The following is a 12095-nucleotide window of genomic DNA, read 5'->3' as shown; positions in this document are numbered from 1 at the left end:
TTTAGGGAAACAACTTTACTTAGCTTCTTGGCGTCTTAGCGACTGCAAATAGTGCGGATATTGTTTTCTTAGAAGAGCATAATATGACTTTTATAGAAATAAAGTCTTGGCGTTATTATAAATGCATAATACAACCGAGATACCATTAATTAACATAATATTAGTGAATTTGTGGTAGTGCATATTTGGTATAAATACGTAAATTTGCACAACCTTAAAAACGAGGTAAAGTCATGCAAAATAAACTTACCAATATTCTTTTTTCAACACGTCTTACAGCTATTTTATTTATTGTTTTTGCAGCAGCTATGGCAACTGGAACATTTTTAGATGCAGGACAGGAAACATCGCCAACACCTTATACCAGAAATTTAATTTATAATGCTTGGTGGTTTGAAGCCATTATGGTGTTTTTTGTCATAAATTTTGCCGGTAATATTTTTAGGTTCCAATTGTATAAAAAGGAAAAATGGGCAACTTTTACTTTGCACTTGGCCTTCCTTTTTATTTTGTTAGGTGCTTTTGTTACGAGATATGTGAGTTTTGAGGGGATGATGGCTATTAGGGAAGGCGCAACCGAAAACACATTTTTATCGAGAGATACTTATATAATAGGGCAAATTGTTGGTGATTATAAAGTAGATGGACAACTACAGCAACGTTATATAGAAAGTAAGGTTGATTTTTCCGGACGATTGGATAACGATTTTAGCATAGAAACCGATTACAATAAACAGCCTGTTTCTATTGAACTAGAAAAGTTTATCGTTGGAGCAGAAGAAGATATTGTACCCGATGATAATGGAGAAGCATACTTAAAAATAGTTGAAGCAAGCGGAAGCGGACCGCATAATCACTTTTTAAAAGCAGGAGAAGTACAAAGTATTCATAATATTTTATTTGCACTAAACAAGCCGACTAATGGAGCTATAAACATTATTCACAATAATGGCGAGCTTACTATTCAATCTCCTTTTGAAGGGGAGTATATGACCATGGCTACCAGAGCACAAGGAAAACTGGTAAAAGATAGTATACAACCCTTAATGCTACGTTCGCGCTATGTGATTGGTAACATGCAAATGGTATTTCCAAAACCAGTAGTTAAGGGTGTTTTCGATATTGTACAAAAATCACAACTTTTAAAGAACGATGCAGACGGTGCGGTATTTAAAGTAACTGCCAATGGAGAAACAAAATCGATTGGTGTATTGGGGGGCCGAGGAATTAACGGAAATTATAAACAAGTAAATATTGGTGGTTTAGATGTAGCATTAAAGTACGGCTCTAAAATATTGGAGCTGCCTTTTAGTATAAAACTAAACGATTTTGAAGCAGAACGCTATCCCGGAACAGAAAAAGGATATTCGGCATTTTCTAGTCAAGTAACTGTTTTGGATAAAGAAAAAGGCGATTTCGATTATAAAATCTTCATGAATAATATCCTGGACCATCGTGGGTATCGTTTCTTTCAATCAAGTTTCGATGTTGATGAAAAAGGAACCATCCTTTCCGTAAATCATGATGGTGTAGGTACGATGTTAACCTACATTGGTTATTTTCTACTTTATTTTGGATTAATGGCTATTATGTTTGTTAAAGGATCACGTTTTGGAGACTTAAAAAGGCAATTAAACAAAGTAAAAGCCAAGAAAGCCAAATTACTTACCGTGTTATTGCTATGTTTTGGATTGAATGCGTTTTCACAAGAGCATACAGCTAATGATGGACACGGTCATTCCAAACCAACTAAAACCCAAATTGATTCTATTTTAGCAGCAAATATTACGCCTAAAGCACATGCCGGTGAATTTGGACATTTAGTTATTCAAGATCTTAGCGGACGGATGATGCCTGTAAATACTTATGCGTCTGAAATGTTGCGTAAACTAAGTAAGTATGATACTTATGGAGAATTTGATGCCAACCAGGTGTTCCTTTCTATGCAGGAAAGCCAAATGCTTTGGTATAATGTGCCCATTATTTATTTAAAACCGAAAAAAGGCGATTCCATTCGAAAAATGATTGGTGTTCCAAAAGAGAATAAATATGCCACATTAGCCGATTTTTTTACAGAGCGCGGCAGATATAAATTGGCGCCATATTTAGATGAAGCATACAAAGCTCAAGTGCCTAACGGATTCCAGAAGGAATTTAAAGAAACCGATCAGCGGGTTACATTGTTGTACAATACCATAGAAGGCATGTCTTTAAAAATATTTCCAATTCCTGATGATGAAAATAACACGTGGACTTCTACTTACGATTATAAACACGGGAATCTTAAGATAAAAGATTCACTTTACGGAAACTTTATAAAAAATGGATTTAGTGTATATCTCTATACTTTAAATCAGGCAAAACAAACAGGTGATTTTACTGAGGCATCCAAGCTTTTAAAAGCGTTCAAAAAAACGCAGCACCAATACGGAGCAGAGGTGATGTTAAGTGATGATAAAGTGCATACCGAGATTTTATACAACAAATACGATATTTTCAAGAAGTTGTTTAGTTGGTATATGTATGCGGGAAGTTTGCTATTTATATTACTTATTGTTCAAATTTTTAAAGACAAGAGCAAGCCTATAGATATCACTGTAACCGTTTTTAAGTGGATTATTCTTGGGTTGTTTTTATTGCATACGGCAGGTTTGATTGTACGTTGGTATATATCTGGACATGCTCCATGGAGTGATGCCTACGAATCTATGATATATGTGGCTTGGGCCACCATGTTTTTCGGTTTAGCCTTTGGTCGTAAAAGTGATTTAACTATAGCATCAACAGCATTTGTGACTTCCATGATTTTAATGATAGCCCATTGGAACTGGATGGACCCAGCTATTGCGAATTTACAACCCGTATTAAATAGCTATTGGTTGATGATACATGTAGCGGTTATTGTGGCGAGTTATGGTCCTTTTGCTTTAGGAATGATATTAGGAGTAGTGTCATTATTATTAATGATTTTCACAAACAAAGAAAACAAAAAGAAAATGCTGCTCAATATTAAAGAGCTTACTATTATAAACGAAATGTCTTTAACAGTAGGTTTAGTCATGCTAACCATAGGTAACTTTTTAGGTGGTATGTGGGCTAATGAGAGTTGGGGACGTTACTGGGGCTGGGATCCAAAAGAAACCTGGGCACTTATTAGTATTATGGTTTATGCATTTGTGGTTCACATGCGATTAGTTCCCGGACTTCGTGGGCGTTGGTTATTTAATTTAATGTCTATCGTAGCGTTTTCAAGTATTTTAATGACGTATTTTGGAGTTAATTTCTATCTGGCAGGTTTACATAGTTATGCCAGTGGAGATCAAATTGTGAGTGTGAAATTTATTGGAATTGCCTGTGTTATTGTAGCTATTTTAGGCTTTTTGGCTTATAGAGGTCATGCCAAGTACTATAAAAAATAGTTTGGGCTATGGCAAAAAAGGGTCGCGAGAAGAATACAAAGAATAAGTCAAAGCATTCTAAGTTGATAGCCCAAAAGAAAAATAAAAAAAAGACAGAGGAGGCCTTAAGAAAAGAACGCTTAAAAGCGATCATCCAAAAAGCAAATTCGCAAAATACAGATAATCAATAAGAGGGAGTTAGTGTATTTATTTTATTATATACAATATCCTTAAAATCCGTGATTACCATATCTGCCTGGCTATAGTCTTGATTTTTAGAATGAAAACTATCAAAGCCAACACAAAATATGTTAGCGGCTTTTGCAGCTTTAATACCGTTAGTAGAATCTTCAATAACAATACATTCATCATTGTTAAAACCAGAAGCTTCGGCTGCTTTAATGAAAATTTCGGGATGCGGCTTAGAAGCCTTTAAATCACCGCCACTTAGTTTGGCAACAAAATATTGGTCCAGGTCGAAACGTTCAAAAATTTGATTGATACTTGTCATAGCAGCAGACGATGCTAAAACTAAAGTTAAACCATTATTGTAGTAATCTTTTATTAAATCTAAAACACCGTCAATAAGAGTTAAATCGGAGTTGCTTTCAAAAAAATGCTTGTAATATTTTCGCTTTAGCGCTACTAAATGTTCCGGGGTTTCGGTTAAATTAAAATGATCGCATAAACGCTTACAAATATTAATAGTAGACTGCCCCGTAAACGATTCATACAGTTCGTTGGAAACGTCTATACCCACTTCGTTAAACATGTCGTGATACGCTTTATTATGCATGGGTTCACTATCAATTATAACCCCATCCATATCAAAAATAACCGCTTTTACCATCGTTTAAAATTTCTGCGAAGATATTGGAATGGACATTAACAGCCTAAAAAATCATTTTGTAAATTAAAATTAATTATACATCTTTGTGCTATGATTGATTAACTAGACTTCCGTACCGTGTCGAGGTTCTCTCGAACTAAACAATGCCAAGCCTGTTTCAGGAGCTTGGTAACTACTTATATTTAATACAATCAAAAATGCAATCAGATAAATTATCTTTTAAGAAGATCCTTCAATATTTTAAAATAGCTGTAACTGGTAAAGAACAAAGCTTTACAACAGGCAGTATCCGTCGTGCCGTATTTATGTTATCCATTCCCATGATTTTAGAAATGCTCATGGAATCTATTTTTGCACTTGTAGATATTTTGTATGTATCTCAGGTAAGTGTAAATGCCGTAGCTACCATTGGTTTAACCGAATCGGTAATTACCCTAGTTTATGCCGTTGCCATAGGTTTAAGTATGGCTGCTACAGCTATAGTAGCAAGGCGAGTGGGCGAAAAAAATTTAAAAGAAGCCTCGAAAGCAGCGGTTCAGGTTATTTTTCTTGGTGTTATTGTAGCCGCCATTATTAGTGTGTTTGGAATCCTGTACGCTAAGGAAATTTTAGCACTCATGGGTGGAGAGCCAGATCTTATTGAAGAAGGTTATGGCTATACAAAAATACTTATTGGTGGAAACGTAACTATCGTGTTACTGTTTTTAATCAATGCTGTTTTTAGAGGTGCCGGAGATGCATCGGTAGCCATGTGGACGTTAATCCTATCAAACGGACTCAATATAATTTTAGACCCAATCTTTATTTTTGGTTTTGGACCAGTTCCAGCTTTAGGAGTAGAAGGGGCAGCTATTGCAACGACAATAGGGAGAGGAACAGCCGTAGTATTTCAGCTAGCTATTTTATTTCTTGGATATAGCAAAATTAAAGTAGGTGTTAAGGATTTGGTTATTCGTGTTGGCGTTATGTTTAATTTAATTAAAGTATCATTAGGAGGCATTGGTCAGTTTTTAATTGGTACCTCTTCATGGGTGTTTTTAATGCGTATCATGAGCGAGTTTGGTAGCGAAGTATTGGCCGGTTATACCATTGCAATTCGTGTGGTTATGTTTACTTTAATGCCCGCTTGGGGTATGAGTAATGCCGCCGCAACGTTGGTAGGACAAAATTTAGGAGCTAAAGAACCCGAACGAGCCGAACAATCTGTTTGGAAAACAGGAAAGTACAGTGCCATTTTTATGGGGGTGGTTTCTATTATTTATTTGGTGTTTGCTCGGCAAATAATAGAAATGTTTAACGATACCCCAGATGTTGTTGAATATGGAAGCTTATGTTTACAGGTTATGGCTGCCGGCTATATTTTTTACGGATACGCTATGGTGGTTGTAAATGCCTTTAATGGTGCAGGAGATACCAAAACACCTACATATATAAACTTTGTATGTTTCTGGCTGTTACAGTTGCCTTTTGCCTATGTTATGGCAATAACTTTAGATTTTGGACCTGTTGGCGTGTTTTGGGCGATAACTTTAGCAGAAATAGCAATAGCTATTGTTTCTATTATTTGGTTTAAAAAGGGGTATTGGAAAACGGTTAAAGTATAGTGAATTATGATTAAAGAAACCGATACCTACTATTTGAATATAAGCGAGCCAAATAAGAGTACATTATTGGCGTTAAGACATGTTATTTTAGACTTGGATGAAACCATCTCTGAGGTTTTAAAATTTAGAATACCTTGCTTTAAGTACAAAGGAAAGGTGTTATGTTATCTATGGATTGATGAAGAAATTAAAGTTCCTTATTTACTTATGCAGGATGGGAAAAGTATTAACCATCCGGGTTTGGAAAAAACAGGACATAAGCAAATTGAAACTTTAAGAATAGATCCAAATGAAGATTTGCCAATACAAACCATTACTTCAGTTTTGAATAAAGGAATAGATTACATAAATAAAAAATAAAACCACTATGGAGCAAAGGTTAACAATGGTTGGATTAGGTGTGGATGATTTGCAGGTGTCCAACGATTTTTATGAAAATAAGTTTGGTTGGAAAAAGATGAAATCAAGCAATGACGACATCTCATTTTTTCAGTTAAACGGACTTTTATTATCACTTTATCCACGAGAGAAATTGGCCGAAGATGCTGGGGTTAGTCCTGAAGGTAATGGGTTTAAGGCATTTTCTTTGGCATTTAATACCAGAACAAAGGAAGAGGTTGATGCCCTAATAGAAACCTTAGAAGCAAAAGGCGTAAACATAGTAAAAAGACCAGAAAGTGTTTTTTGGGGAGGCTATAGCAGTTATATTTCAGACCCAGACGGGAATCTATGGGAAATTGCTTTTAACCCTTATTTAGGTTTGGATGAAGAGGGAAACACTATTGAAGAAAAAGGGTAATCACAATTAAAAAAAGAAAGATCAAAACAAATCTTAATTTTCATAAAAGGAATAAGCACAAATCCGGATACGATTTAGACACGTTATGTCGCTCGTATCCGGATTTAAAACCGTTTGTATTCGAAAATGAATATCAAACCCAAACTATAGACTTTGCAAATCCTAAAGCCGTAAAGGCATTAAATACAGCACTGCTGTTTGTGCATTACAATATTAAATTTTGGGAATTTCCAGATACTAATTTATGTCCTCCCATACCGGGGCGTGTTGATTATATCCACTATTTGGCAGATTTATTAAAACAATCAGATGTAGATAAAAATATTAATGTTTTAGATATAGGAACCGGAGCTAGCTGTATTTATCCTGTTCTTGGTAAGGCAGAATACGATTGGCATTTTGTTGGGACGGATATCGATAAAAAGTCTTTGCAGTACGCACAGAAAATTATTGCAAAAAATAAATTGGATACTTCAATTAAATTAAGACATCAAAGAAATAGTTCAAATATTCTTAAAGGTGTTTTAGAAGTGGCCGATAAGTTCTCTGCGGTTATGTGTAATCCTCCTTTTTATAAGTCGGAAACAGAAGTATTAGAGGCTACCACGCGAAAATTAATAGGCTTGAATAAAGACCGTACTGATGTAGTTAGAAATTTTTCAGGCACGCATCATGAGCTTTGGTACAAGGGTGGCGAAAAGGCTTTTATTCATAATTATTTATATGAAAGCACTTTGTTTAAAGACCAGTGTTTATGGTTTACGACTTTAGTATCTAAAAAAGATTTAATAAAAGGCATACAAACATCTTTAAAAAAGCTTGGCGCTACTAAAATTAAAGTTATTGATATGGGGCAGGGTAATAAAAAATCACGTATTGTAGCTTGGACTTTTTCTGTTAAAACGAATATGTTGTTATAACAGAAAAAGTTAAGCTATCTTTTTAAAATAGAAAGATTAAGGTTGTCTCTAAAGTGTTATTCTGAATTAAAATGACCTGACTTTGTCAGGAGGGGAATCACTTAAAAATAAACATCTAAACATCAGAATTATGGGATTTATTGGTTTTGTCCCGTCTTGAGTCTAAAGATAAAGCGAATGACTCAAAAGACAGTTTTTAAACCGTTGGAGACAACCTCAAAAAAGTTGCTATTAACCTTCTTTCTTTCTATGATCTGTTTTAATGAATAGTCCCACCTGTAATCGGTGTAAGTTTATGTCTTTTCTAAAGAGGTGGCGGTTTAAGTACCCTAATTGTAAATTGCTGGATTTAGTGAGTTTTATGCCAAGCGCCGTATAAAACCTGTTTGCAGTAGAGAAATCGTCTTCAATGGTAGAAAGTACTTCATTGTTGATACGAATAAAAAGCAACTTGTTCAATTTAATTTTTGTTCCCAATCTGTAACGTAGCCTACGTTTATCTGAATGTCCGTTTGGAAGATTAAACATACGATGCTCAATTCTAAGGCGATGATCTATAGGAAGCTTGTTTAGTTTATGATTATAGGCAATTTGTCCGGATAGCCTGTTTTCGAATACATGACTACCAGCTTTAGGCACTATGCTTTTATCGATATCTAAAAAACTGTAACCCAGTTCAACTTTTAATTTATTATTTATGTGGTAGTTTAAGCCTAATTTGGCAAGGAATAAATTGAGATTTGTTGCGGGCTCATATGCCCAGATTTGTCCACCTGCAACAATACTTATTTTGTTTGATAATCTGTGATTGCCAAAATAAGTATACCATGCCCCAAGTTTGTCTTCCGGAGACGTTTGTGCATGACTTAAGGATATGGTTAAAATAATGATTAAGGTGGAGATGTAATACTTCATAATGTATGAATTTGCGGTTCGGTAAAATAATTTTTGTCTTTTGTTTTTCTGTTTGACTAATAAGTAAGATAAAAGGAGCTCAGAATGAGCTCCTTTTAAGGTTAAATAAGAACCTATTAAAAGTGTTCGTGTAAGTGATGATGTTCATCAATTAATGGCCCACCTTCAATAATTTGTGTAGATGCTTCAGAGGAATACTTTTCAAAATTTAAGTGAAAAGAATGCGCTAACTGAATCGCTTTACCAACGTAAGCACCTTTTTGTAACCATGTGTTCATAGGATCCAAAATTTCTGATGGAACTCCTGGACAGTATTTAGGCATGTGTAAGCCGAAAATAAAGTTTTGTTCATAATCTACATTGTCTAAATCGCCGTTAAGGATCGCTGTAATCATCGCTCTTGTATACTTTAATTTTATACGAGCTCCTACACCATAAGGTCCTGCGCTCCATCCTGTATTAATCAACCATACATTTACGCCAGCTTCTTTCATTTTTTTGCTTAACATTTCACCATAAACGGTTGGATGTAGCGGCATAAAAGGCTCTCCAAAACAAGCAGAGAAGGATGGTACCGGTTCTGTAATACCAGCTTCTGTTCCTGCTACTTTAGCAGTGTAACCAGAGATAAAGTGATAGGCTGCTTGCCCAGGTGTTAATTTCGATACCGGAGGCAATACACCAAATGCATCACATGTTAAAAAGAATATGTTTTTTGGGTTGTCTGCATAAAGTGTTTCCTGAATATTGTCAATATGATAAATTGGGTAGCTTACACGTGTATTTTGAGTAATGCTACTGTCTTTATAATCGACCTCTCCATTTTCTTTAAATACAACATTTTCTAATAAAGCTCCTGGTCTAACAGCTCTAAAAATGTCTGGTTCTTTTTCTTCAGATAAATCAATAACCTTGGCATAGCATCCACCTTCAAAATTGAAAATGGTGTTGTCTTTTGTCCAACCATGCTCATCGTCTCCAATTAATTTTCTGTTAGGATCTGCAGATAGTGTTGTTTTTCCTGTTCCAGATAGACCAAAGAAAATAGCAGTATCTCCGTATTTTCCAACGTTAGCAGAGCAGTGCATTGGTAATACATTTTTCTCGACTGGTAAAATCATGTTCAATGCAGAAAAAATACCTTTTTTCATTTCACCTGCATAGGCCGATCCTGCAACCAAAGCTATTTTTTGTGTAAAATTAAGAATCGAGAAATTGCCCTGACGAATGCCGTGACCCTTCGGGTCTGGACAAGTATATCCAGGAGCGCAAAGGATTAACCAATCTTCTTCAAAGTTTTCTAATTCTTTTTCACTTGGTCTTAAAAACATATTGTAAATAAATAAGTTAGACCAAGGTAGTTCTGTGATGGTTCTGATGCCTGTTCTGTACTCTGGTTCAGCACATACAAAACCATCTCTTGCATAAACTTCTTTACCAGAAAGATATTTTATGACTTCGTTTTTAAGTTTGTCAAAGTTTTCCGGGGATACTGGTTTATTAGTTTTTCCCCACCAAACTCTGTCTTTAGTGTACTCATCTTTCACCAGAAAACGGTCTTGTGGAGACCGCCCTGTAAATTTCCCTGTGTTAATAGAAAGTGTTCCGTTAGTAGTTTCTCTCCCTAGACCTTTTTCAACTGTAATTTGCTGAAGCTTCTCTGGAGATAAATTCCAATTCACTTTCACGTTTTTCAGACCATACCGCTCTAGGGTAGGATCTTTCACTGTTGTTTTCATCTTGTAAGATTTTTTAAAAGGTTCTTATTAATAAGTTTTAGAATGGCCAAATAATTGGCACAAGTACAAGGGTTATTATAAAGAATAGGAGTAATAATGGTGCTCCCACCTTTAGGTAATTTAAGAACTTATAACCGCCAGCGGTCATAACCATAGCATTGGTAGTTGTTCCTATTGGTGTTAAAAATGCCGTTGATGCGCTTATAGCTACTACAATCATAAAAGGAGCAGGCGAGAGGCCTAGCGAATTTGCAGCAAGTATAGCAATTGGGGCCATTAAAACGGCTGTTGCCGAGTTGTTGATTACCTGGCTAAATGTTGTTGTTAAAAGAAATACACCTCCTAATAAAGCAATAGGGTGAATAGCTCCTAAATAATTTACCAAGCCATTAGCGATAACTTGTGCTGTTCCCGTTTTTTGTAATGCGATTCCCATGGGTATCATGGCAGCAATCATAACGACACTTGTCCAACTAATGCCTTTGTATGCTTTAGAAATAGGCACACAACCAGTTAGTAAGACGATACCGGCAGATATTAATGCGGCAATTGAGCCTGGTACTATTTTAAAGACCATGAATATGATCATAAGTATTAAGGCCCCTAAGGCAATAAATGATTTCGAGTTAAGGCTTTCAACATTTTTAGCCATTCCTTCTGGACTACCAATTATTACCAGATTTTCGTGTTGCTTTTTTAAATCGTCAATACTTTCCCAAGTACCACGTATTAAAAAGGCATCACCGGCTTTTACGGTAATTTCCTTCTCTTGTAAAGGTTTGTTGTTTCTGGATGCAGCTAAAAGTTGAATACCATATCGTTTAAAGTAATCACCCAATTTATATTTTCTGCCTACTAAAATAGAGTTTGGGTTTACGATAACTTCTGTCATACCGACCTCTTGGTTAATTAAATTATGTTTTAACTCGTCGGTAATTGGCTCAAGAGGTAATAACCCTAGTCTGAACGAAATCATTATTTTGTTAATCGCCTCAGTATCTCCTTTCACGGTTATAATGTCGTGATAGTACAATTCTGTTGATGGGCTTGGAAATTCTTCAAAAGCTTGAATTTTTTTCAGAACATTAGGGTGTCTTCTCTTTATACGAATAATAGAAACATTGTAATTTTTTTCAAATTGCCAATCTTCAATTTTCGAATCGATTAAAGGAGATAACGATCTTATACGCAATCTATAATAACCGTTATCTATTTTATAAGCCTCTATCCAGTTATGTAAGGTAGATTCAATGTTTACAGGCTTATTGTTTGTTTTATTTTTAGGTAATAATTTGTATCCAATATATCTAAAATATAGTAAGGCTACTATTAATAGAGGTAAGCCTATTAATGCAAATTCAAAGAATGAAAATCCTTCAAAACCAGCTTCAGTTAAGGCATTACTGGCAATAATGTTAGGAGGCGTACCTGTTAAGGTTAATAAACCACCGGTATTGGAACCGAAGGCTACGGGCATTAACATTTTTGATGGTAATGTACCAATACTCCAGGCCGATGATATTGTAAGAGGCATTAAAGTTGCTACTGTACCGGTATTACTAACGAAACCAGATAATACACCTGCACCTAATGATACGATAACTAATAGTTTAGGAACGCTTTTTCCTGCCCATTCTACAAATTTCTTACCGGCTAAAGCTGTCCACCCTGTTTGTGCAATACCTTCACCTATAATAAAGAGTGCGGCAATCATAACAACAGTTGGATTACTAAATCCGCTAAGCGTTTCTTTAGCAGTTAAGATTCCTGTTAAGAATAAAGCTATCATAGACATAAGGGCTACGATATCTGGCGTAAACTTTCCCCATACGAAAAAACCAATTGTGATTACTAAAATGAGGAGCATTAA

10 protein-coding genes are annotated in these 12095 nt (G+C 35.4%); 6 read left to right on the top strand and 4 right to left on the bottom strand.

What is annotated here, in order from left to right; translation table 11 throughout:
- Nucleotides 1-233: 233 nt before the first annotated feature.
- Both ccsA and C1H87_RS23410 read left to right on the top strand, forming a co-directional pair.
- Nucleotides 234-3419 carry a cytochrome c biogenesis protein CcsA gene (gene ccsA / locus C1H87_RS04255; RefSeq protein WP_102754624.1) on the top strand — a complete coding sequence of 1062 codons (3186 nt, stop codon included), beginning with the start codon at nt 234-236 and terminating at the stop codon, nt 3417-3419.
- An 8-nt stretch (nt 3420-3427) separates the two neighbouring features.
- Complete coding sequence (locus tag C1H87_RS23410; protein WP_199769330.1) at nt 3428-3589, top strand: hypothetical protein; 162 nt, start codon at nt 3428-3430, stop codon at nt 3587-3589.
- Here C1H87_RS23410 and C1H87_RS04250 read toward each other — a convergent pair.
- Nucleotides 3583-4248, bottom strand: coding sequence for an HAD family hydrolase (locus tag C1H87_RS04250; protein WP_102754623.1), 666 nt, complete (start codon nt 4246-4248; stop codon nt 3583-3585). The genes C1H87_RS23410 and C1H87_RS04250 overlap by 7 nt on opposite strands.
- A gap of 197 nt (nt 4249-4445) precedes the next feature.
- Between C1H87_RS04250 and C1H87_RS04245 the strand changes: the two genes are divergently transcribed.
- Genes C1H87_RS04245 through rlmF form a run of 4 tightly spaced genes read left to right on the top strand, consistent with a single transcriptional unit; the run spans nt 4446 to nt 7571 of the window.
- Nucleotides 4446-5852, top strand: coding sequence for an MATE family efflux transporter (locus tag C1H87_RS04245; protein ID WP_102754622.1), 1407 nt, complete (start codon nt 4446-4448; stop codon nt 5850-5852).
- A gap of 6 nt (nt 5853-5858) precedes the next feature.
- Complete coding sequence (locus C1H87_RS04240) at nt 5859-6212, top strand: DUF1801 domain-containing protein (protein ID WP_102754621.1); 354 nt, start codon at nt 5859-5861, stop codon at nt 6210-6212.
- Between the two features lie 7 nt (nt 6213-6219).
- The gene (locus tag C1H87_RS04235) at nt 6220-6651 is read left to right on the top strand and encodes a VOC family protein (protein ID WP_102754620.1); all 432 of its coding nucleotides are present in this window, start codon (nt 6220-6222) and stop codon (nt 6649-6651) included.
- Nucleotides 6651-7571: a 23S rRNA (adenine(1618)-N(6))-methyltransferase RlmF gene (gene rlmF, locus C1H87_RS04230; RefSeq protein WP_317048200.1), complete on the top strand. Its 921-nt coding sequence runs from the start codon at nt 6651-6653 to the stop codon at nt 7569-7571. The genes C1H87_RS04235 and rlmF overlap by 1 nt, the downstream gene beginning before the upstream one ends.
- Nucleotides 7572-7802: 231 nt before the next feature.
- Here rlmF and C1H87_RS04225 read toward each other — a convergent pair whose 3' ends face one another.
- The 3 genes from C1H87_RS04225 to C1H87_RS04215 all read right to left on the bottom strand — a co-directional run bounded on the left by C1H87_RS04225 (nt 7803) and on the right by C1H87_RS04215 (nt 12092).
- Entirely contained in the window at nt 7803-8486 is a 684-nt protein-coding gene (locus C1H87_RS04225; protein WP_102754618.1) for a DUF2490 domain-containing protein, read from the bottom strand.
- A 116-nt stretch (nt 8487-8602) separates the two neighbouring features.
- A complete protein-coding gene (pckA, locus tag C1H87_RS04220; protein ID WP_102754617.1) occupies nt 8603-10225 on the bottom strand; it encodes a phosphoenolpyruvate carboxykinase (ATP) in 1623 nt (540 codons plus the stop codon).
- 37 nt (nt 10226-10262) lie between these two features.
- Nucleotides 10263-12092 (bottom strand): SLC13 family permease, encoded by a 1830-nt coding sequence (locus C1H87_RS04215; protein WP_102754616.1) that lies wholly within the window; start codon nt 12090-12092, stop codon nt 10263-10265.
- Nucleotides 12093-12095: the final 3 nt, after the last annotated feature.

Source organism: Flavivirga eckloniae, from assembly GCF_002886045.1.
Classification (GTDB): Bacteria; Bacteroidota; Bacteroidia; order Flavobacteriales; family Flavobacteriaceae; genus Flavivirga; species Flavivirga eckloniae.
The sequence above is the reverse complement of the archived record's forward strand: the minus strand, read 5'-3'. Positions and strand labels throughout refer to the sequence as shown.